This window comes from Streptomyces inhibens, from assembly GCF_003389455.1.
GTDB classification, from domain to species: Bacteria; Actinomycetota; Actinomycetes; order Streptomycetales; family Streptomycetaceae; genus Streptomyces; species Streptomyces inhibens.
The window spans coordinates 1-21,143 of the sequence record NZ_QUAC01000461.1 but is presented as its reverse complement, the minus strand read 5'-3'; the positions used below and the strand labels follow the sequence as shown (position 1 = coordinate 21,143).

Sequence of the window (21,143 nt, the reverse complement as noted above, 5' to 3'; positions counted from 1 at the left end):
CGCGCCCGCCCGGCCGGCCCCGCCGGGCCGCCCCAGCAGCGCGTCCCGCAGCCCGCGCAGCACCCCCGCGGGCAGCACCCGGGTCGTATAGCGCCGCTCGGTCGCCAGACCGTCCCGCGCGCCGACGCTCCGCGCCACCAGCGCCTTGGACAGGCCCTCCGCATACGCCCGGCTGCGGAAGTAGCCGAACCGCTGCCGCTCGGCCGGCACCCGGTGATGGATCACCGACCGGTCGTCGATCAGCAGCACCGCGTCCGGCATGGCGCGCGTGATCCGGATGCACAGCTCGGTCTCCTCGCAGCCCAGCGGCCGCCGGCCGGCGTCCCGGCCGATCCCGATGGCGAAGCCGCCGACGAGGTCGAACGCCACCCTGCGGAAGGACGCATTGCCGCCGAGGACGTTGCGCACCCGCACCTTTCCCGGCGGCAGCCCGCGGTATGTACACCCCACCACCCAGTCGAACTCCTCGGGGAACCACACCGGTCGGCGCCCGGACGCCCAGGCGGGCTCGGTGCGCCCGCCGACCGCCATCACCGCCGGGTCCGTGTACGCCTGGGCGAAGTGGTGCAGCCAGTCCCGCTCGGCCACCGCATCGTCGTCGAGAAAGGCGACGATCTCGCCGTCGGCCGCGGCGATACCGGTGTTACGGCCCGCGGACAGTCCGCGGGGACCTGAATTGGCCATGATCAGCAGGGGAGTTGCGGAAGCATCGGGAGCGTGTGCGCCCGCGTGGGCGCCCCTGAAGTGCTCCCTGAGTCGGTCGAGCAGCGCGGGGTGGTGGTCCACCACCAGCAGCAGCTCATGGGCGGGATGGGACTGCTCGCGCACGGAGGCCACCGCGGCGAGGATGTCGTCCCAGCGGTCCTCGGTGTGCACGCAGATGACGACGGAGATCCGCAGCGCCGGGCCGGCTGCCGCCGGTCTCCCGGGCCTCACAGCGCATCTCCCGTGATCAGCGCGGGCCGGGCGGACCGGTTCCTTCTGGAACCCCGCTCACGGACGATCACCTTCAGCACCCGCAGCCCGTCGCGCACCGCCCGCAGATTGCTGACCCCGTGGATGCGGTTGTACTCATGGCTGGGGATCTCCTGCACCCGCAGCCCGGCCTTGACAACCCGGATGTTCATCAGGGTCTCGACCTCGAACCCGGCGCAGTCCAGGGCGATTTCGTCCAGGCAGTGCCGCCAGAAGGCGTTGTAGCCGTAGCAGAGATCGGTGTAGCGGGCGCCGAACTTGGTGTTGACGATGGCGGTCAGCACCCGGTTGCCGAGCTTGCGGACGGGCGTCATATCGTCCGTGCCGCCGCCATTGGCGAACCGCGAGCCCTTGGCGAAGTCGGCGCCGGACACCAGCGCCGAGACATAGCTGACGATCTCGCCGCCGTCGGCCGAGCCGTCCGCATCGATCATCACGATGATCTCGCCGGTGCAGGCCGCGAAACCGCTGATCAGCGCGTCACCCTTGCCCTTGCCGCGCTGCGGGACGACCGTGACGCCGGGCCACAGTTCGCGGGCGACCCGGACGGTGTCGTCGGTGGAATTCCCGTCGACCAGGATCACTTCATGAATCCAGTCCGGCAGGGTTTTGAAGACGTACGGCAGATTCTCCGCCTCGTTCATCGCCGGAATGACGACGCTGACCGGCGGAGCGATGGCCAGATGTGAGGAAACGGGACGGTAGACGGCCTGGTCCGGCAGCAGCGTCAGCGGCGGTTCTTCCGCATCGGCCGGGCGAAGGAACGAGCTCATGGGTTGATTTCCCTCTCGTCCGGTGGACCGCCCACCCCCGGGCGGTCCGTGCTGGGTATCCGGGTCGAAAGGGGGGTTCGCACCCCGGTCGTCATGGCGGAAATCGCCATGGGAACAGGGCGAGCTGGCATGCGTGTTTCCGGCCGCGCGGCTCGTGCTCCGGTCGTCGCCCAGCCGTGATCAGCAGGCGAAAACCGAGCGCACGGGACCCCCCCCCACCGCGCACCGCACCGGGCCGTCATCGTGTCGCGCGAGCTCTCCCCTGGAGCCGTCTTGCGATGATCGTCCGATGCGGGTGGATGTGCGACGGTATTGATGAACGGGACTCTAAGGCAAGACGTTCCACGCCAAATACCCTTTGGCGTAATTCACTGGGACGTACTGATGTACGCCCGTATTGCGCACCGGCGTACGCCCTATTGCGCCGTCCCGAATTCGCGAAAGGCCGGGCGCGAAGGGCTCACACGGGCTATGCCTCATCGCCCCGAGCGCATCCGTCCCACCCGCTTGAGCAGGCGGTCCGCGGGCTCGAACCATTCCGGTCTGGCGAGCACCGCATTGCGCAGCGCACGCACCGGTGCGCGCCGCGCACGATGCCCCAGCGCCACCGGATGCCGCCGCATCACACAGCCCTCGGAAACCAGGAGTTCACGTGTTTTGAGGGAATTCTTGTAATCCTTCGCGCCGCGCCCCAGATCGAGATACGCCATGGATTCCGCGGCCGCCGCCTGCGCCATCCGCAGATGCAGCACCAGACCGGGCGAGAACTTCGCGAACTCCGGGTCGTAGGCCGGGAACCAGCAGGCGAGTACGGACCAGGAGCGCAGCCCGAAGTGCGCCGCGACCGGCCGCTCGCCGGCGTACAGCACCGACAGCAGACCCGCGAAGGAATCGGTACGGGTGTGGAACAGCTGCTGTACGAGCCGGACGATCCAGGGCTGCGCAAAGCGGTCGCTGCGCCCCGTCCTGCGGTACTGCGCGGACTTCCACCGCATCAGCGTCAGCAGCGCCGCCGGGTCGCGCTCGTCGTGGACATAGCGCACCGGCCCGACATCCCGGCCGAGCCGGCGTTCCTTGGCGAGGGTGGTCCGGGTGAACTTCGGCGACCGCATCCGCAGCCCCGCCAGATACGTCTCGAAGCCCTGGTCCACATCGATGACGGGTGACGCATGGCCGCCGAACGACTCCGCCGCAAAAGGGCGCTGCCCCTCCACCAGGTGATCGAACTCCAGCACCGACAGCCCGCAGGCCTGCAACAGCTCCTGGGCGTCCCACCGGAAACCGGGCCGGTGCACCAGCCCCTGCGCATCCGAGACGCCCAGCCCGATCGCCCGTCCCACCCCGAGCGCCGAACGCTGAAAGGGCAGGAACCCGGCCGGTCCGCCGTCCTCGTGCACCACCGCGATCCGCACCCCGCTCCGGCACCGTCCGACGGCCAGCGCGAACTCGGGGGACAGGAACGGGTTCGCCAGTTGTGGCGCCCCCAGGGAGCGTGCCTGGGACTGCACGGCGGTCCAGGCGTTCCGGTCGGCCCCCGTCAGCTCACCGGGGCGGTACACCGTGACATCCATATCAGTCCGCCCGATTTCCGTGCGCCCGGCCGGCCCGCCGCCGTACCGCGCTGCCCAGCAGCACGGCGCCGCTGAGCGCCGCCACCGCCACCACTCCGCCCCGCACCGACCACAGGTGCAGCGCGAGCATGGCCTGTGCCACCAGCAGATCGAGGGCGAGCGCGCCGGCGCCGGCGGCCACCGCCCGGCCCAGCGGATCCATCCGGCCGAGCGCAGTGGCGATCGCGGTGGCCGGCGCCATCAGGAGGAAGAAGAGGGTGAACGGCGCGCGCAGCGGCGAGCCGATGTCGGCGAGTGCGAGTACGGCGCCCATCGCGCCGATGCCGACCGCCACCCCTGCGACCAGCGACGTGGTGGCGCTCGCCGGCCGCTCGTCGGGTGGCGGCTGGTCGTACGAGCCCCTGCCGTTGACGGTCTTGGTCTGCATAGGCAGCTTTGCCCCCCCATAAGCGCCGGATGCCGGGCCTCAATGTCGCGCGGCGCTCAGAGCACCGTCAAGACACAAAGAAGACCGGAAATATACGCAACCGGGCAGCGCGTACGGGGTGTGGAGGGGGCCCACGGACGGCGCAATGGCGGGGCGGGGGGCCGGCCGTCCGGAGACTGGGAGGACGTGCCGCGAGGGGAGGCGGCCGGTGGAAGGAGCCGCGTCCGTGGAGCCGCCGAGCGGAACCGCCCTGACGGTGATCATGGGGTGTCTGACCGTGGCCACCGGTGTGCTCGATGCCGTCAGCTTTCTGACGCTCGGCCACGTCTTCACCGCCAACCAGACCGGCAATCTGCTCTTCCTCGGCTTCGGCATCGCGGGACAGGGCGGGCTGTCGGTGGTGGCGACGGCCGTCTCGATCGGCGCCTTTGTGCTGGGCGCGGTGCTCGGGGCCCGGCTGGAGTCGACGCTGGCCACGCGGCGCCACCAGTGGTTCCCGGTCGCGCTCGCCACGGAGGCGACACTGCTGGCCGTCGCGGCGGCGGCCGCTTGGGAGTCGGGGCCGGCCCGGGGTCTGCCGCCGGGGCGGCGCTGTGCCGTCATCGGCCTGATGGCGGTGGCGATGGGAATGCGGAATGTCACCGCGATGCGGGTCGCCTCTCCCGACCTCACCACCACGGTGCAGACCCGGGCGATGACGGCCCTGGTCAGCGGGTCGCTGCTGGGGCACGACAAGAGACTGGGGTACGGCACGCACGCCGCGGGCCGCCGGCTGATCTCGGTCGGCTCGATGTTCGCCGGCGGTCTGCTCGGTGCTGGACTGCTCGGGTCGGGGGCGCGGCCGACGCTGGTGATCCTGCTGGTGGCGGCGTTCGTCGTGGCCACCGCGTGCCTCGTGCCGAGACTCTCCCGCCGCCGGCACACCACCGAGGACTGACCGGCTCCGGTGCACCGGCGCTCCCCGCGGACCCGCGGAAGGGCCCCGGGCGACGGCATGCCGCCCGGGGCCCCCATGGCAACGGCAACCGGCACTCACACGGCCACCGGCACCGGTACCAGCACCGGCATCCGCACTACGGGACGATCTTCAGCAGCTTGTTGGGCGAGCCGCTGCCGGGGTTGGTCACCACCCCGGAGGTGGCGCCGTTCGTCAGGGCCGTGGCGACCTGTGCCGGGGTGGCGGTCGGGTGCCCGGCCAGGTAGACCGCGACCGCACCGGTCACATGAGGGGTGGCCATCGAGGTGCCGGAGATGGTGTTGGTGGCGGTGTCGTTGGTGTTCCAGGCGCTGGTGATGCTGCTGCCGGGCGCGAAGATGTCCACCCGCGAGCCGTAGTTGGAGTAGGAGGCACGTGCGTCGGTGGAGGTGGTCGCGCCGACCGTGAGGGCCTCGGGGACCCGCGCGGGGGAGTAGTTCTGGGCGTTGTCCCCGGAATTGCCGGCGGCGACGGCGTATGTCACCCCGCTCTTGATGGAGTTCTGTACGGCGGTGTCCAGGGCCGCGTCCGGGCCGCCGCCCAGCGACACATTCGCCACCGAGGGGCCGCTGTGGTTCTTGGTGACCCAGTCGATGCCCGCGACGACCTGGGCGGTGGTGCCGGAGCCGGAGTTGTTCAGCACCCGCACCGCCACGATCTTCGCCTTCTTGGCGACGCCGTACGCCGTGCCCGCCGCGTTCGCCGCGACATGGGTGCCATGGCCGTTGCCGTCCTGCGCGACATTGTCGTTGTCGATGGCGTCGTAGCCGTTCACCGCCCGCCCGCCGAAGTCCTGGTGGGAGATGCGTACGCCGGTGTCGATGACGTAGACGGTGGCGCCGGAGCCCGCGCTGTCCGGGTAGCTGTACTTCTTGTCGAGCGGCAGCTTCGCCTGGTCGATCCGGTCCAGGCCCCAGGACGGCGGGTTGGTCTGGGTGCCCAGGGCGTGCAGTGTGCGGTCCTGGAAGACCTTGTCGACCGCCGGGTCGGCGGCGAGCCTTCTGGCCGCTTCCGCGGAGAGGGTGGCGGAGTAGCCGTTGAGCGCGGCGGTGTAGGTCCGCCGCACCGTGCCGCCGTACGCGGATATCACGCTTCTGCCGTCCGCCGAGGCCGCCTTGAGGCCGGCGCCGTGCTTCAGCGTGACGAGATAGCTGCCGTGCACCGCGTCCGGGGCGCCGGCTCCCACGACGGTGCCCTCGACGGGCGCCGCATGGGCGGGGAAGGAGAGGGCGCCGAGGGCGGCGGCCGCGGTGGTCGCGGCCAGCGCCGTGGCGATCCGCCGCGTGGCCGAACGCCGCGGGGTGGTACGGGAAGTGGTGAAACGCATCACTGCCATCGCGAGGGGGTCCTCCTCATCGGTGGCGCGCCGTGGTGCGCGCGCAGGGGGTTGCGTACGGGGTGTACGCACCGGGGGCGGTACGGGGAGTTCCGTTGACCGCCCGTCAAAAAGATTCGCGGGCACCGAACGTACGCATCAAGGCTTCTGGCGGGATGTCATATGCACGTCACGGCGAAGCAATGACATGGCAGTGAACATCCCCCCGGATCGGCAGATTTGCCGTGAACTGTGTAACGACTTTTGGCATGGACACTTCCGGCTACTGGCGAGTCTTGCTACGACGGATGTGGCAGAGATCCTGCTAAGGGAGGTTCCATGAGACTGTCCCGATTCGCGGCCTTGACGTCCGCCTTCTTCGTCACCACGGCGCTCGCGCTCACCGGCGCGAGCGCCGCCGCGTCCGCCCAACTCCCCACCGCCACCGGCTATGTGGCCCTCGGCGACTCCTACTCCTCGGGTGTCGGGGCCGGCAGCTACGACAGTGCCAGCGGCTCCTGCAAGCGCAGCACCAAGGCCTACCCGGCCCTCTGGGCCGCCGCGCACTCGCCCTCGTCCTTCCGGTTCACCGCCTGCTCCGGGGCCCGAACGGGTGATGTTGTCAGCGGTCAGCTCGCTCCGCTCAACAGCTCCACCGGCCTGGTGAGCATCTCCATCGGCGGCAACGACGCCGGTTTCGCCGACACCATGACGACCTGTGCGCTCCAGGGCGAGAGCGCCTGCCTGGCCCGGATCGCCCAGGCCAGGACCTACATCGACAACACCCTGCCCGGCAAGCTCGACGGGGTGTACAGCGCCATCTCCCAGAAGGCCCCGGCCGCGCATGTGGTGGTCCTGGGCTATCCGCGCTTCTACAAGCTCGGCGGCAGCTGCTTCGCCGGCCTCTCCGAGAAGTCCCGTGCCGCGATCAATGCCGCGGCCGACGACATCAATGGCGTCACCGCCAAGCGCGCCGCCGACCACGGCTTCACCTTCGCCGATGTCAACGCCACCTTCTCCGGACATGAGCTGTGCTCCGGCAGCGCCTGGCTGCACAGCGTGACCTATCCCGTCGACGAGTCCTACCACCCCACCGCCGCCGGCCAGTCCAGCGGCTATCTGCCGGTGTTCGCCTCCGCTGCGTAACCACCCGCACACCGTGCGACGAGGAGAGGCCATGAGATCCCGGTCTCTCCTCGTGCGATCCGCCGGTCCGTCAGGTGCCCTGCGGTGGCTTCCGTCAGAGTCCGACGGACAATCAACTCGCCCTGATACACGCCTTGTACGTGACGTTCCGTATGGTGTGCGTCAACGTCAGGGCGAGGCAGGTGAATCCGTTGACCGGTCTGCACGCGTGTCCTCCAAGAGAGATAGGGTTACCCTGCCCGGGCCGGGTGCCCTCGTAAGGGTGGGGAGAGTTATGGAACAGATAACAGTGCGTAGCAGGGCGCGAGTACCTGCCATCAATTGCGGGAGCAGCGCAACCAGCGCGCGTCTCGACCGCCATCTCGCGGTGCTGGGTGGTCCTGCCATCCCGCAGCGGGAGACGGAGGGTGCGACGTCGCTGATGCAGGAGCTCACCGCGCGTGATCGTTCGCGGATGAGGAACGGCCGCGGCGCCAGGGTGTCGCTGTTCGCACCGCTGCGCAGGCTGCGGCGCTCGTTGTTCGGCGGACACGGCTGACCCGCTTTCCGAAGCGGTATCTCGGGCGGTCACACCGTCCCGGCGCAGCGTTGCGATCCGATCGCTCGTCAGGCCCAGGGCGCCCACAGCGCTTCGATGGGCTCGCCGGGGCGGGAAAACTTGCCCCTGAGGTGCCGTAAGCCTCCGCTCAACCGCCCGGCCTCGTCCCCGCCCGGCCGGCGCAAAACTCCCCACCACCCGTTGCTCGGCGACGGGTGGTTTTTTGTCGTGCCGCCCCTTGACACCCCCGATGCCCCGCATTCATGGCCCGCGGATGCGTAACACCGCTGTCACTCCGCGCTGTTGACGAGGCGATCGTTCCGGGCCAGGGTGCAGATCGTTTGTGCCGTACAACCACCTCATCTCCGGAGGCGTTTGTGTGCGATCTGCATGACCAACACGAGCACGAGCACGGCGACGGAACCCTCTTCCCGGGCGCGGCCGGCCTCGACCCGCGCCGGATCATGCAGCTGCTGGGTGCGGCGGGCGTGGTGGGCAGTGTGACGGGCGGCGCGGATCCGGCCATGGCGGCCGCCGCGGAGGGCGCCTTGGACACCGACGGCGGCTACCGGCCGCCCACCGGGCTGGCCGAGAACAGCGCCGCCAAGGCCACCGCGCTCGGCTGGATCGACGACCAGGCGTCCGCCATCACCGGGCTGAACGACGAGATCTGGGAGCACGCCGAGCTCAGCCTGCGGGAGTGGAAGTCGTCACTGGCCGAGGCGGAGTTCCTGGAGCGGGCCGGCTTCGAGGTGACGTTCGGCACCGCGGGCTTCCCCACCGCCTTCACCGCCACCTTCCGGCAGGGGCGCGGCGGTCCGGCGCTCGGCTTCAGCGGGGAGTACGACGCGCTGCCGAGGCTGTCCCAGCGCAAGGGCGTGGGGCACCATGATCCGCGGGAGTACATCCACGATCCGTTCGCGCCGGGCTACGGTCCCGGGCACGGCTGCGGGCACAGCGCACTGGGCAGCGCGGCCGCGGCGGCCGCCGCCGCGGTGGCGGAGGCGGCCCGGGCCCACCGGCTGCCGGTGACCGTGAAGTTCTTCGGCTCCACCGCCGAGGAGCAGCTGATCGGCAAGACCTACGCCGTCAGCAAGGGGGTGTACGACGGCCTCGACGCCTTTCTCGACTGGCATCCGTCCACGTCCAACGCGACCGGCTGGGGCACCACCACCGCGATGACCGCGGTCACCTTCACCTTCCTCGGGGTGGCCGGGCACGGCGGCACCCCGCTCGGCAACAAGAGCGCGCTGGACGCCGCCGTGATGATGGCGACCATGTCGGAGTTTCTGCGCGAGGAGAACCTTGCGCCGTCCGGCCGGCTGCACTGGGTCATCACCAACGGGGGCGAGATCCCCAATGTCACCCCGGAGATCGCCGAGATCGCGTACTACGTGCGCGAGGGCAGCCCGGAGCGGGTGCGGGTGCTGCTCGACAAGGTCATAGCGATCTCCGAGGCGGCCGCCAAGGCGAGCCGGACCCGGGTCCAGCACAAGATCACCTCGGCCTGCTGGAACCAGCTGCCGTCCCGTTCGTTCGCCGAGCTGATGCACGACAACATGCGCACGATCGGACCGCCCGACTTCGACGGCGAGGCACAGCGGCTCGCCCAGGACCTGCAACGGTCGCTCGGCCTGCCGCAGAAGGGCCTGCACGACGAGATCGGTGCGCTGACCCCGCCCAACCCCGTCTTCCTGGGCGGTGGTTCGACCGATGTCGCGGACATCAGCTGGCAGGTGCCGACGGTGTCGATGGGTACCGCGCTGGCCCCCATCGGCACCAAGATGCACACCTGGTCGACGGCCTCCTGCGCCGCCGCGGGCCCCGGCCGTGCCGCGCTGCTGGCCGCCGCCAGGTATCTGGCCGCGACCGCCGTCGATCTGCTCACCCAGCCGGCCCGGCTCAAGGCGGTCAAGGACGAGTTCGCCCGGCGCACCCAGGGCGTCCGCTGGAAGACCGCGCTTCCCGACGGCTATGAACCGCCGATGTACGAGCCACCGGCCTGGTTCCTGGAGCGCACCGGGCAGAGCTGGCCGCCGGAGAACATCACCTGGCCGCCGAAGCGGGTGGTGAGCCAGGAGGAGTTCTCGTCCCTGGGGCCGGAGTTGGGGCCGCAGGAGTGAGCTGCGCCGGATTCGGCCGGCAGGGGGTCGGCGTCCGCTGCGTGCGGAGCGGCGGACGCTCGCCGGGATGAACAGGGCGAGCAGCACCAGCGACCACAGGAGCGCGGCGGGGACGGGGTGCCGCAACGGCCAAGCGGCGTCCGCGGTCGCCGGTCCCGCGTTGCCGAACAGCTCGCGGCAGGCCGCAACGACCGAGCTGATCGGGTTCCGGTCGGCGAGGAAGCGCAGCCAGGCGGGGGTGCCCTCGGTGGGTACCGCGAACGCGCCGCACGCCGGGCCGAGTCCGTCCCGTACCCTCCCATAGCCCTGAACGGGCATGGGAGGTATCCCCTGCCGACCGCGGCCACCAGGACTCGGAGACAGGTCTGCCCGAACGACACCGTGAAGCGGCTCATCGGGAGCGTAGGGAACCGGTCCGTGGCCTCGGTGGTGAGCCCGCCGAGGACCAGCCCGGCGGCCGGCTCGAAGTGGTCCAGCAGTTCATCGGCCCGGTGCCTGGCCGCGGTGCCGCGCAGCCGGTCCCGCGTTGCCGAACAGCCGCAGATTCGTATGCGGCCGCCGAGCGGGCCGAGGAGTCCGGGCACGGCGAGGAACAGCGGCGCGCGGCACGGGCCGACCATCTGGCGAAGACGGTCGGCACCGGTCGGTATCCGCGGGTCGCCCGGGCCCTGGCGAACAGGGCCCCGGCCGGGGACCAGGACGAGGTCTTCGCGCGGTTGATCGGGCGGGTGCTCGACGCCTGCGCGGTGCGGGCCGGGTCGGCGGAGGGCTGATGCGCGCGGCTCACAGCAGCGCGAACTGGCCCTCCGGGCCCTCCTCGTGGTGGTCGAGCACGGACGCCGGGCGGCGCGCGAAGACCGGCGCCGGGACGATGCCGGCCGCCCGCAGCTCGCCCGCCGTCAGCTGCGGCCCGTCCGCCGTCCGCCGGATCAACTCCCGCCGCTGCGGCTCCAGTTCGGCCAGCAGCGCCAGTACGGTGATCAGCTCCAGCAGCTCCGAGGTCCACTCCTGCGGCCAGTTCGCCGGGCGCAGCGCCGCCAGCGAACCGGCCTCGGGCGCCTCCGTCCCCGCCGCGGCCGCGCCGGTCCGCTCCGCGAACCACGCCTCCAGGACCCGTACCCCGCCCGCGTGGAAGTCCCAGGCGCCCGGCGGCACCGGCGAGATCCGGCCGCCGCCGATCAGCAGCGCCTGCTCCTGCGGGTCGTAGCCGAGGGGGCCCGGCATCCCGCGGGTGGGGAGCGCGGAGCGTACGTACGGGCGGCGGCCGCCCGGCATCCGTGGCCGCTCGCCCGGTCCGGCGTGCCCGCCCGGGAGTCCGTCGCCCGCCCCGGGTACGTACGCGCCGCGGGTGGCCAGCCACAACTGCCGTTCGCCGAGCGCGACACCGCGGTCCCACACCGCCGGGTCGGCGGTGAGCGGTACCGCGCAGCCGTCGGGGGAGTGGTGGGCGCTCACCGTGGTCCAGGCGAGCAGCTCCGGCGGGCTCACCGGGCGGTCCAGGCGCCGGGCGAGCAGACCGAGCAGGCCCGGTGCGAGATTCGGCTCCTGTCCGCCGGGCCGCCGGTAGAGCGGGTGGATCCGTCCGGGGCGGCCGGCCGGCGACCGTCCGTCGGGCAGCAGCGCGGAGCACACCACCGCGGGCCCCGGCACCTGCGGAACCTGTCCCCACTCGACCGCGAACAGCTGCCGTTCGTCCGCCACCCGCCACAGCTCCGGCCGTGCCGCGTCGATCAGCCGGTGGTCGGGCAGCAGCCACTGCTGGTCGAACGGGCCGTGGAGGATCCGCACCGGCTCGGGGCACGGCCCACTCGCCCGGTACAGCCGTCCGGTGGGCGTCGCCTGGCCCGGCAACTGGCCGACGGCGGAGTGCAGGGTGCGGGCCCGGGACGGCCGGAAGAGCCGCTCGCGGGCCGCCGCGTCCTCGGTGTCCACCAGCGCCTGCCAGCGGGCGCGCAGGGTGGCCGGATCCGGCGCCCTCACCCAGGAACGGCCGAGCCGCAGCGGCGCCACGGACCACGGCATGAGATCGGACAGCCGTGGCGCGTCCTGCTTCGCCGTCACGCGGAGCCCCTCCCGGACCGTTCGGTTGACCCCGGCATGGTATCCACGGGCCCCGCGGCGCCACCGAATCCGCAGGCCACGTCCCCCGCCCGGGGCGTGCGCGCATGCGGTCTTCCGCTTGCTGATCTTGAAGGAGTACGGTCCTGGCCGTACGCCCGGCAGCACGGTGCGGACGTCGCTCCGCCCCACGCCTGAACGACGCGGGGGGACCCCATCGTGCCGGGACCTGCTCAGGGAGGACCGTCATGACGGGCACCACCTCCCCCACGCCTGAACGGCGCGGGGGGACCCCCATCGGCACCCGGGCCGCCGCGCGACTGGACCGGCTGCCGCCGTCCCGGTGGCACCGCCGGATCACGCTCATCGTCGGTATCGGCGCCTTCTTCGACCTTTACGAGATCTTCCTCGGCGGCGTGCTGGCCGCGGTCCTCGCCGAACAGTGGCACCTCGGGCACGCCGCGAAGTCCTGGGTGATCGCGGCCGGTTTCCTCGGCATGTTCGTCGGCGCGAATGTGCTGTCGGTGCTCGCCGATCGCCTGGGGCGGCGCCGGATGTTCATGATCAACCTGGCCGCGTACTCGCTCTTCTCGCTGCTGTGTGCCTTCGCCCCGAATCTGCACTGGCTGCTGGTCCTGCGCTTTCTGTCCGGCCTCGGGCTCGGCGCCGAACTCGTGCTGGTGGACACCTATCTCGCGGAGTTCCTGCCCCGGGCAGTGCGCGGCCGCTATATCGCCTACGCGTACACCTTCGGCTTTGTCGGCGTTCCGGTCGCCGCGCTGCTCGGTGCCCGGCTGGTGGCCGCCCATCAGCTGCTGGGCATCGACGGCTGGCGCTGGCTGCTGGTCGCCGGCGCGCTGGGCGCCGCGTTCATCCAGCTGATGCGCCGCCAACTCCCAGAATCACCAAGGTGGTTGACCGTGCAAGGGCGCGACGAGGAGGCCGGGCGGATCGTGGCCGGGCTGGAGGAGCGGGTGGCCCGGGAGACCGGCGGCAGTCTGCCGTCCGTACCGGAGACGGAGACCGTGCCGGAGCGGAAGGTGCCGCTGGGCGAGATGTTCCGCGGCGACCACCGCCGGCGCACCGTCATGTGGTGGATCTTCCAGGTGCTGCAGACCGTCGGCTACTACGGCTTCGGATCGCTGGCGCCGGTGGTGCTCACCGCGAAGGGGCACACCGTCACCGAGTCGCTGCTGTACGCGGCGCTGAGCTTCTGCGGCTATCCGATCGGCTCCGCGCTGTCGATCCCGCTCATCGACCGGATCGAGCGCCGGACACTGATCATCGCCTCGGCGCTCGGTATCGCCGGCTGCGGCCTGGCGTTCGGCTTCGCCGCGGCCCCCTGGGCCATCGTCGGCTTCGGATTCCTGCTGACGGTGTGCAGCAATGTCTTCTCCAACGCCTTCCACGTCTACCAGACCGAGATCTTCCCGACCGGCCTGCGCAGCAGCGCGATCGGTATCGCCTACTCGCTCTCCCGGCTCACCTCGGTCGCGCTGCCGTTCGTCGCGCTGAGCGTGCTGACCGGCCTCGGGGCGGCCGCGGTGTTCACCGGCTCCGCCGCGCTGATGCTGCTGCTGTGCCTGGACGTGGCGCTGCTGGGACCGCGCAGCACGGGGCGGAGCCTGGAGCGGATCTGAGCTGATCCCAGCGGCCCGCGCCGCCCGGTCGCCGGCGCGGGCCGCCTCGCTCACTCCCGTACGGAGGTCACCGCCGTGCGCGCGTAGTGCTTCATCTCCTCGATGTCGTCGATATAGGGCCGTACGGAGGCGAGGAAGGGGCCGAAGAGCGGGCCGCCCCGGAAGCCCTTGAGGTGGTCCTCCACGGAGGTCCACTCGATGCGCAGGATGTAGCGCTCGGGCTCCTCGACGCCGTGCGCCAGGTCGTAGCCGAGGCACTGCGGTGCCGCGTCGAGCTGTTCGGCGGCGGCCGCGTACGCCTTCTCGAAGGCGGCCCGGCGCTCGGGGTCGGTGATGCGGTAGCGGATGTACTCGATGGTCATCAGCGGTGCTCCGGTGGTGTCGTGGGGGCGGATTGCCGTGTTCCGCAAGGGTGTTCGGCCCGGCCAACGCTACGAGCGGGCCCCTCGGCCAACAAGCGCAGCTTGTTGTCGACCGACAAGCCCGGCTTGTCGACGGGTGCGGGCCGCCGCCGTACGATGCCGTCGCATGGAACCCGAGCTGCGCCAGATGCGGTACTTCGTGGCGGTGGCCGAGCGTCGCAGCTTCACGCGCGCCGCCGAGGATGTGTATGTCGCACAGCAGGCGCTCAGCCAGCAGATCAAGGCGCTGGAGGACACCCTCGGCGTACGGCTGCTGGAGCGGACCTCCCGGCGGGTCGAGCTCACCCCGGCCGGCGCCGCCTATCTGGCCGACTGCAAGCGGCTGCTGGCCGCCGCGGCCCGGGCCGGCCGGCACGCACGGGCCGTCGCGGCCGGCGAGGTGGGCACGCTGCGCATCGCCTACACGCTCACCGCGGTGTACGAGACCCTGCCGGAGCTGATCGCACACCTCGCGGAGCGGCTGCCCAAGCTGAAGGTGGAGACCCGGGAGATCTTCGCCGGCGACGTCTGCCGGATGCTGCGCGACGACCGCTGCGACCTCGCGCTCGCTCCCCGGACCGGCTACCCGACGGGGATCGACCGGCGGACGGTACGGCGCGAGGAGCTGAGGGTCGCGGTCGGCGACGGCCATCCGCTCGCCGCTGCCCCGGTGGTGGATCTCGTACAGCTCAAGGGCGAGAAGTTCCAGCTGTGGCCGCGCGACATGGCGCCCGGCTACTACGACGCGGTGATCGCGGCTTGCCGGGGTGCGGGCTTCGCGCCCTCGCTCGACGAGACCGCCTCCGGCTCCAACGCCTGGGCGGGCATCGCCGCCGGGCGCGGGGTCAATCTCGTGGTGGCCTCGCTCGCCCACCAACTCCCGCGCGGCATGACCCTCGTACCCCTTGCGGAGCCGGGGCCCGGCCTGTGCCTCGACGCGGTCTGGCGGGCCGAGCACCCGCATCCGGCCGTGCCCCGCTTCCTCAAGGGGTGTGCGGAGCTCGCCCGCCTCCGCGGGTGGCCGGCCGACGACGAACAGCTCAGTGCGCGTCCAGCGTGACCGTGAAGGAGAAGCGGTCGCCGCGGTAGTGGATCCGGGCGACATCGACCGCCCGGCCGTCCTCGTCGTAGGTGACGCCGGTGTAGTGCAGGATCGGGCTGAGCAGCGGGACCTGCAGAAGCCGGGCGGTCTCGGGGTCGGCCAGCCGCGCCTCGACGGTGTCGGTGATCCGGCTGATCCGTACGCCCACCGCGTCGCGCAGCACCTTGGTCATCGGCCAGCGCACCAGGTCCGCCGGATCGATCCCCGCGGCGACATCGGGGCGGACGAAGTTGCGCGCGTGGTTGGTCGGTTCGCCCGTCTCCTCGTCGCTGCGCAGCCGGCGGAATCCGGCCACCTCGGCCATATCCGGGAAATACTCCGACAGTTCGGCAGGAACGGTGGTCGGCCCCTGCTCCAGCAGCTCGGTGCGCATCCCGGACTGCTGGGCCACGATCGCGTCCACCGAGCCCAGCAGCCGCACCGGCGCACCGCGCTGGGCGCTCGGCTCGATGAAGGTGCCGCGGCGCCGGTGCCGGCTGATCAGCCCCTCCGTCTCCAGCTCCTTGAGGGCCTGCCGCATGGTCAGCACGCTCACGCCGTAGTGCTCGGCGAGGGCGTCCTCGGTGGGCAGCCGCAGCGGCGCCTCGGGGGAGCGGCCCAGTATGGAGGCGCGCAACGACTGCGAGACCTGGTACCAGAGCGGCAGCTTGCGGTTCAGGTCGAGCGAGTCGGGAGCGAAGGTGGTCACGAAGCGTTCCCCGGTGTCACAGGCGGAAGTGGCGCTGGAGACCCTGCCATACGTCGTCGTAGCCGCGCTGCAGATGCCCGGCGTCCCGGGCCTGTGCGGTGAGCGTCAGCGGCCAGCGGGTCTCGAACATGAAGGCCAGCCCGTCGTCGATCTTCTGCGGCCGCAGCTCGGCCGCGCTCGCCCGGTCGAAGGTCTCCCGGTCGGGTCCGTGCGCCGACATCATGTTGTGCAGTGAGCCGCCACCCGGTACGAAACCCCCTGGACCGGCGGTTTTCGCGTCGTAGGCGCCCTCGATCAGCCCCATGTACTCGGTCATCACATTGCGGTGGAAGTACGGCGGCCGGAAGGTGTCCTCGCCGACCAGCCAGCGCGGCGCGAAGACCACGAAGTCCACGCCCGCCAGGCCCGGGGTGTCCGAGGGGGAGGTGAGCACGGTGAAGATGGACGGGTCGGGGTGGTCGTAGCTGATCGAGCCGATGACGTTGAAGCGCCGCAGGTCGTAGACGTACGGGACATGGTTGCCGTGCCAGGCGACGACATCCAGCGGTGAGTGGTCGTAGGTGGCGGTCCAGAGGTTGCCGCAGAACTTGTTGACGACCTCGACGGGGCCCTCGACGTCCTCGTAGGCGGCGACCGGGGCGCGGAAGTCCCGGGCGTTGGCCAGGCCGTTGGCGCCGATCGGGCCGAGGTCGGGGAGCTGGAAGGGCCGGCCGTAGTTCTCGCAGACATAGCCGCGAGCTGTCGGGCTCTGCCCGTCGGACGCGGCGTCCAGCAGCTCGACGCGGAAGCGTACGCCGCGCGGGATCAGCGCCACCTCGCCCGGTTCGGCGCGCAGCAGGCCGAATTCGGTGCGCAGCAGCAGCCCGCCGTGCTCGGGCACGATCAGCAGCTCGCCGTCCGCGTCGCTGAACACCCGCCGTTCCATGGAGGCGTTGGCGTGGTACAGGTGGACGGCCATACCGCTGCGCTGGGTCGCATCGCCGTTGCCGCCCAGCGTCCACAGGCCGTCCAGGAAGTCGGCCGGACCGGCGGGCTCGGGCAGCGGATTCCAGCGCAGCCGGTTGGGGTCGGGGACACAGTCGGTGAACGGCGCCGAGCGGACCGCGGGCCGTTCGGCGCGGACGAACGGCGGATGCGCGGCCGACGGGCGGATGCGGTAGAGCCAGGAGCGGTGGTTGCTCGCCCGCGGTTCGGTGAACGCCGACCCGCTGAGCTGCTCGGCATACAGGCCGAGCGGTGCGCGCTGGGGGGAGTTGCGGCCCACCGGCAGCGCGCCCGGGACGGCCTCCGAGCTGTGCTCGTTGCCGAACCCGGTGACGTACACCAGCCCCTCGGCCGTCTTCCTCGCCTGCTCGTTGCCCGTGCCTGTCATCGCGCGCTCCTGCCGCTCAAGGAATCCTATGCAAGACCTTAGGATTGACATGCGGGGCCGTCAACGGAGACTCCCGGACGGGATGGCCGGATCGAAAGGATCGGTCCGACGGCGCTCCACCCGGCCGAACGGCGGGCAGGATGGTCGGGTGCAGCAGCCGACCCCCCAGCCCGCCCCGCGGTCCACCCCCCTCCGCCGCGCGCCCGTCCAGCGGCGCAGCGCCCAGCGCCTGGCCACAATCCTCGACGCCTGTGCCGAACTGCTGGAGGAGACCGGCTACGAGGACCTGAGCACCCGGGCCGTGGCCGGCCGCGCCGGTGTCCCGATCGGCTCCGTCTACCGCTTCTTCCCCAACAAACGCGCCATGGCCGAGGCGCTCGCCCGGCGCAATCTCGACGCCTACGCCGACCGCATCACCGCCCGGCTGACCGCCCCGGCCGATGATCCGCTGGAGTGGCGGCGCGCGATGGACGTGGTGGTCGACGAATATCTGGCCATGAAGCGGACGGTGCCGGGCTTCGCCCTGGTGGAGTTCACCGTGCCCGCCCCGCGCGAGTCCCGGCAGGCCAATTACGAGGTCGCCGACCGGCTGCTCGCCCTGTTCGCCGGGCGGCTCGGGCTGGACGCCGCCGACGAGCGGCTGCGCACCGCCTTCCTGGTCGGCGTCGAAACCGCCGATGCGCTGCTGCAACTCGCCTTCCGCACGGACCCGGGCGGCGACCGGGTCATCGTCACCGAGACCAAGGTGCTGCTGCGGGCCTATCTGGCGCGGTATCTGGACTGACGTCCCACGTTGTCGGCCGCCCCGCCGGTGGGTCTGCCGGTTCTGCTCACGCCCGTCCGCGGAGATCCCCTATTGACCTGGGGTTTTGCTCGTATTGCTCCCGCGTCAAGACCTTGTTAACAAAAGTTTGCGGGACCTAACGTCACCTGAACCGCCACCCCGGCAGATGTTCAAGGGCGAACGTGAGGTACCTCTAATGCTGACAATCCTCGGATTTGTCATGATCGCCACCTTCCTGGTGCTGATCATGATGAAGAAGATGTCACCGATGGCTGCGCTGGTGCTCATCCCAGCGCTGTTCTGTGTCCTGGTCGGCCAGGGCGCGCACCTGGGCGACTACGTCCTCAAGGGCATCGGTGACCTGGCCCCCACGGCCGCGATGCTGATGTTCGCCATCATCTACTTCGGGGTGATGATCGACGTCGGTCTCTTCGACCCGATCGTCCGCGGCATCCTCAAGTTCTGCAAGGCCGACCCGGTGCGCGTCGTCGTCGGTACCGCGCTGCTCGCCGCGATCGTCTCGCTCGACGGCGACGGCTCCACCACCTTCATGATCACGGTCTCGGCGCTCTACCCGCTCTACAAGCGGCTGAAGATGAGCCTGGTGGTCATGACCGGCGTCGCCGCCACCGCCAACGGCGTGATGAACACCCTCCCCTGGGGCGGCCCGACCGCCCGCGCCGCCACCGCGCTCAAGCTCGACGCCGGAGACATCTTCGTCCCGATGATCCCCGCGCTGGCCGTCGGCCTGGTCGCGGTCTTCGCCCTCGCGTACGTCCTCGGCCGGCGCGAGCGCAAGCGGCTGGGTGTGCTGACCCTCGGTGACACCCGCCTGGTGACCGGGACCGTGGAGGAGAAGGAGACCGAGCAGGTCCTCGTCGGCGCGGGCGCCGGCACCAAGGGCGGCGCCCCGGCCGCGGCGCAGCGCATCAGCGGCGGCGCGGGCACCGGCACCTCCGGCGACGACGCCGGCTCCGCCTCCGACGGCGCGGACTCCTCCGACGAGGACGATCTCCAGGTCCTGGACCCGCAGCGCGCCACCCTGCGCCCCAAGCTCTACTGGTTCAACGCCGCGCTCACCGTCGCGCTGCTCACCCTCCTGATCATGCAGACGCTGCCGATCCCGGTGCTCTTCCTGCTCGGCGCCGCCCTCGCGCTCACCGTCAACTTCCCGCACATGAAGGACCAGAAGGCCCGCGTCGCGGCGCACGCCGAGAACGTGCTCAACGTCTCCGGCATGGTCTTCGCCGCCGCCGTCTTCACCGGCGTGCTCACCGGCACCGGCATGGTCGAGCACATGGCCCGCTGGCTGGTCAGCGGCATCCCCGACGCGCTCGGCCCGCACATGGGCATCGTCACCGGCGTCCTCAGCATCCCGCTGACCTACTTCATGTCCAACGACGGCTTCTACTTCGGCATCGTGCCGATCCTCGCCGAGGCCGGTGCCGCGCACGGTGTGGCCCCCATCGAGATCGCCCGCGCCTCCCTCATCGGCCAGGCACTGCACATGTCCAGCCCGCTGGTCCCCGCCGTCTACGTCCTCGTCGGCATGGCCAAGGTCGAGTTCGGCGACCACACCAAGTTCACCGTCAAATGGGCCGCGCTGACCTCCCTCGTGGTCCTCGGTGCCGGTCTGCTCTTCGGCATCATCTAGAGGGACGGAAGCGACACCGCGAGGCCCGGCAGGAGTTGGCTGCTGCGCCTGGTCATCACCTTCTCCTTCGCCCAAGGAGCGGTGAGCATGGCCGGGCCGGCGGTCTCCTGCCGGGCCCTCGCCTTGCCCGGTCGCCGCACCGGCCGGCGGGAGGTGCCGATTGCCGGCGGGGCCCGTAAGCCGGCCCGAAGGGACCGTAAGCAAACCCGAAGGGGACCGTAAGCGCCGCTCGGCAGGGTGGTGTGCACAGCGGGTCCGGCACCGGGCCGGGCCCGGCACCATGTGCAGGGAGCACCCCCATGAGCACCGCGAACGACACGAACAAGACGAACAACCACCCGAACCGGACGAATGGCACCGACGACACGGACACCACCCGCACCCCGGTGACCGTCCTCGGCCTCGGCGCGATGGGGCGCGCGCTGGCCGGCGCCTTCCTCCGGGCCGGTCACCCCACGACGGTCTGGAACCGCACGCCCGGCAGGGCCGACGAGCTGGTCGAGCGCGGCGCGGTCCGCGCGGACTCGGTGGCCGAGGCGGTGGCCGCGAGCCCGCTGGTGATCGTGTGCGTGCTGGATTACGCCGCGTCCCACGCGATCCTGGAGCCGGTCGGTGCGCAGCTGTCCGGCCGGGTCCTGGTCAACCTCACCTCCGACACCCCGGAGCGCTCGCGGGCCGCCGCCGCATGGGCCGCCGGACACGGCATCGACTACCTCGACGGCTCGATCATGGTGCCGACGCCGGTCATCGGACAGCCCGCGGCGACCATCCTCTACAGCGGCTCGCGGGAGGCGTTCGAGACGTACGGGCCGACGCTCAAGGCGCTCGGCGACCAGGCTCCCTATCTGGGCGCCGACCACGGCATGGCGGCGGTGCACGATCTCGCGCTGCTCGGCTTCTTCTACTCGGCGATGGCCGGGCTCATGCACGCCTTCGCGCTGGCCGGGGCCGAGGGCATCAAGGCCAAGGAGTTCGCGCCGTTCACCGAGACGATCGTCGGCATCCTGCCCGCCATCGCCGCGGACATGGCGGAGGATCTGGACCGCGGCGTCTTCTCCGGGGATCAGGACAACATCGTCATGGAGGCGGCGGGCATCGCGCACATCATCGAGGCGGCCGACGACCGCGGGATCAACACCGAGGTGCTCAGCGCCGTCAAGGGCCTCGCGGACCGGACCATCGCCGCCGGCCACGGCAATGCCGGATTCGTCAGCGTGATCGAGGAAATGCGTAAGGCGTCCGCCAAGGGGTGAGGCCGACGTCGTCTCCTAGGCTCATGGCGACCGGCACCGATCGCGGGTGCCAAACTCCCTGGCGGCACAAAACTACCGGCGCTAGTTTGGGGAGCGGACGACCATCAGCCGGCGCGGGAGGACCACGACGTGAAGCAGCACGACGCGATGTACATCGACGGAAGCTGGCGGCCCGCCGAGGGCAGCGGCACGATCGAGGTCGTCAATCCGGCCGACGAACGGGTCATCGCGACCGTCCCGGCCGGCACGGCGGAGGACGTGGACGCCGCCGTGCGCGCCGCCCGCGCCGCGCTGCCCGGGTGGGCCGCCACCGCCCCGGCCGAGCGCGCCGCCCGGCTGTCCGCGCT

Annotated in this window: 20 protein-coding genes; 11 read left to right on the top strand and 9 right to left on the bottom strand. The window is 71.3% G+C overall.

What is annotated here, in order from left to right:
• From DY245_RS39865 to DY245_RS39850, 4 genes are all read right to left on the bottom strand, one after another.
• The coding region (locus DY245_RS39865; RefSeq protein WP_244943554.1) for a glycosyltransferase family 2 protein at positions 1-936 on the bottom strand (936 nt) is incomplete at its 3' end.
• A complete protein-coding gene (locus DY245_RS39860) occupies positions 933-1,748 on the bottom strand; it encodes a glycosyltransferase family 2 protein (protein ID WP_128511996.1) in 816 nt (271 codons plus the stop codon). The genes DY245_RS39860 and DY245_RS39865, both read right to left, overlap by 4 nt.
• 476 nt (positions 1,749-2,224) lie before the next feature.
• A complete protein-coding gene (locus DY245_RS39855; protein ID WP_128511995.1) occupies positions 2,225-3,319 on the bottom strand; it encodes a GNAT family N-acetyltransferase in 1,095 nt (364 codons plus the stop codon).
• Position 3,320: 1 nt separating this feature from the next.
• A complete protein-coding gene (locus DY245_RS39850) occupies positions 3,321-3,746 on the bottom strand; it encodes a hypothetical protein (RefSeq protein WP_244943553.1) in 426 nt (141 codons plus the stop codon).
• A gap of 226 nt (positions 3,747-3,972) precedes the next feature.
• On the opposite strand from DY245_RS39850, the gene DY245_RS39845 reads away from it, so the two are divergent.
• Entirely contained in the window at positions 3,973-4,683 is a 711-nt protein-coding gene (locus DY245_RS39845; protein WP_128511994.1) for a YoaK family protein, read from the top strand.
• Between the two features lie 136 nt (positions 4,684-4,819).
• Here DY245_RS39845 and DY245_RS39840 read toward each other — a convergent pair whose 3' ends face one another.
• Positions 4,820-6,058, bottom strand: a complete 1,239-nt coding sequence (locus tag DY245_RS39840; protein ID WP_128511993.1) for a S8 family peptidase — start codon at positions 6,056-6,058, stop codon at positions 4,820-4,822.
• A 318-nt stretch (positions 6,059-6,376) separates the two neighbouring features.
• Between DY245_RS39840 and DY245_RS39835 the strand changes: the two genes are divergently transcribed.
• The 4 genes from DY245_RS39835 (at position 6,377) to DY245_RS39820 (ending at position 10,617) form a co-directional block, all read left to right on the top strand.
• Positions 6,377-7,183, top strand: a complete 807-nt coding sequence (locus tag DY245_RS39835) for an SGNH/GDSL hydrolase family protein (RefSeq protein ID WP_128511992.1) — start codon at positions 6,377-6,379, stop codon at positions 7,181-7,183.
• A 274-nt stretch (positions 7,184-7,457) separates the two neighbouring features.
• The gene (locus DY245_RS47280; protein ID WP_128511991.1) at positions 7,458-7,721 is read left to right on the top strand and encodes a hypothetical protein; all 264 of its coding nucleotides are present in this window, start codon (positions 7,458-7,460) and stop codon (positions 7,719-7,721) included.
• 377 nt (positions 7,722-8,098) lie between these two features.
• A complete protein-coding gene (locus DY245_RS39825) occupies positions 8,099-9,844 on the top strand; it encodes an amidohydrolase (RefSeq protein ID WP_244943552.1) in 1,746 nt (581 codons plus the stop codon).
• Between the two features lie 491 nt (positions 9,845-10,335).
• The gene (locus DY245_RS39820) at positions 10,336-10,617 is read left to right on the top strand and encodes a hypothetical protein (RefSeq protein WP_128511990.1); all 282 of its coding nucleotides are present in this window, start codon (positions 10,336-10,338) and stop codon (positions 10,615-10,617) included.
• A 10-nt stretch (positions 10,618-10,627) separates the two neighbouring features.
• On the opposite strand, the gene DY245_RS39815 is transcribed toward DY245_RS39820, so the two are convergent.
• The gene (locus tag DY245_RS39815; RefSeq protein ID WP_128511989.1) at positions 10,628-11,905 is read right to left on the bottom strand and encodes a type ISP restriction/modification enzyme; all 1,278 of its coding nucleotides are present in this window, start codon (positions 11,903-11,905) and stop codon (positions 10,628-10,630) included.
• A 245-nt stretch (positions 11,906-12,150) separates the two neighbouring features.
• Here DY245_RS39815 and DY245_RS39810 point away from each other — a divergent pair, with 245 nt between their 5' ends.
• Positions 12,151-13,542 carry an MFS transporter gene (locus DY245_RS39810; protein WP_128511988.1) on the top strand — a complete coding sequence of 464 codons (1,392 nt, stop codon included), beginning with the start codon at positions 12,151-12,153 and terminating at the stop codon, positions 13,540-13,542.
• 50 nt (positions 13,543-13,592) lie between these two features.
• On the opposite strand, the gene DY245_RS39805 is transcribed toward DY245_RS39810, so the two are convergent.
• Positions 13,593-13,904 (bottom strand): putative quinol monooxygenase, encoded by a 312-nt coding sequence (locus tag DY245_RS39805; protein WP_128511987.1) that lies wholly within the window; start codon positions 13,902-13,904, stop codon positions 13,593-13,595.
• A gap of 166 nt (positions 13,905-14,070) precedes the next feature.
• Between DY245_RS39805 and DY245_RS39800 the strand changes: the two genes are divergently transcribed.
• On the top strand, positions 14,071-15,003 hold the full coding sequence (locus tag DY245_RS39800; protein WP_181924069.1) for a LysR family transcriptional regulator: 933 nt from the start codon (positions 14,071-14,073) through the stop codon (positions 15,001-15,003).
• Here the strand turns inward: DY245_RS39800 and DY245_RS39795 are convergent.
• Both DY245_RS39795 and hmgA read right to left on the bottom strand, forming a co-directional pair.
• A complete protein-coding gene (locus tag DY245_RS39795; protein ID WP_128511985.1) occupies positions 14,984-15,733 on the bottom strand; it encodes a GntR family transcriptional regulator in 750 nt (249 codons plus the stop codon). The genes DY245_RS39800 and DY245_RS39795 overlap by 20 nt on opposite strands.
• Before the next feature lie 16 nt (positions 15,734-15,749).
• Positions 15,750-17,105, bottom strand: a complete 1,356-nt coding sequence (gene hmgA / locus DY245_RS39790) for a homogentisate 1,2-dioxygenase (protein WP_128511984.1) — start codon at positions 17,103-17,105, stop codon at positions 15,750-15,752.
• Positions 17,106-17,253: 148 nt separating this feature from the next.
• Between hmgA and DY245_RS39785 the strand changes: the two genes are divergently transcribed.
• The 4 genes from DY245_RS39785 to DY245_RS39770 all read left to right on the top strand — a co-directional run.
• Positions 17,254-17,889: a TetR/AcrR family transcriptional regulator gene (locus tag DY245_RS39785; protein ID WP_244943551.1), complete on the top strand. Its 636-nt coding sequence runs from the start codon at positions 17,254-17,256 to the stop codon at positions 17,887-17,889.
• A 196-nt stretch (positions 17,890-18,085) separates the two neighbouring features.
• A complete protein-coding gene (locus DY245_RS39780) occupies positions 18,086-19,543 on the top strand; it encodes a CitMHS family transporter (RefSeq protein WP_128511982.1) in 1,458 nt (485 codons plus the stop codon).
• Between the two features lie 299 nt (positions 19,544-19,842).
• A complete protein-coding gene (locus DY245_RS39775; RefSeq protein WP_128511981.1) occupies positions 19,843-20,796 on the top strand; it encodes an NAD(P)-dependent oxidoreductase in 954 nt (317 codons plus the stop codon).
• A gap of 129 nt (positions 20,797-20,925) precedes the next feature.
• The coding region (locus DY245_RS39770) for an aldehyde dehydrogenase family protein (protein WP_128511980.1) at positions 20,926-21,143 on the top strand (218 nt) is incomplete at its 3' end.

Coding starts and splice junctions, on each gene's coding strand:
- DY245_RS39780 (WP_128511982.1), top strand. CDS start 18,086: ATGCTGACAATCCTCGGATTTGTCATGATCGCCACCTTCCTGGTGCTG.
- DY245_RS39860 (WP_128511996.1), bottom strand. CDS start 1,748: ATGAGCTCGTTCCTTCGCCCGGCCGATGCGGAAGAACCGCCGCTGACG.
- DY245_RS39775 (WP_128511981.1), top strand. CDS start 19,843: ATGAGCACCGCGAACGACACGAACAAGACGAACAACCACCCGAACCGG.
- DY245_RS39855 (WP_128511995.1), bottom strand. CDS start 3,319: ATGGATGTCACGGTGTACCGCCCCGGTGAGCTGACGGGGGCCGACCGG.
- DY245_RS39805 (WP_128511987.1), bottom strand. CDS start 13,904: ATGACCATCGAGTACATCCGCTACCGCATCACCGACCCCGAGCGCCGG.
- DY245_RS39800 (WP_181924069.1), top strand. CDS start 14,071: ATGGAACCCGAGCTGCGCCAGATGCGGTACTTCGTGGCGGTGGCCGAG.
- hmgA (WP_128511984.1), bottom strand. CDS start 17,105: ATGACAGGCACGGGCAACGAGCAGGCGAGGAAGACGGCCGAGGGGCTG.
- DY245_RS39850 (WP_244943553.1), bottom strand. CDS start 3,746: ATGCAGACCAAGACCGTCAACGGCAGGGGCTCGTACGACCAGCCGCCA.
- DY245_RS39810 (WP_128511988.1), top strand. CDS start 12,151: ATGACGGGCACCACCTCCCCCACGCCTGAACGGCGCGGGGGGACCCCC.
- DY245_RS47280 (WP_128511991.1), top strand. CDS start 7,458: ATGGAACAGATAACAGTGCGTAGCAGGGCGCGAGTACCTGCCATCAAT.
- DY245_RS39840 (WP_128511993.1), bottom strand. CDS start 6,058: ATGGCAGTGATGCGTTTCACCACTTCCCGTACCACCCCGCGGCGTTCG.
- DY245_RS39835 (WP_128511992.1), top strand. CDS start 6,377: ATGAGACTGTCCCGATTCGCGGCCTTGACGTCCGCCTTCTTCGTCACC.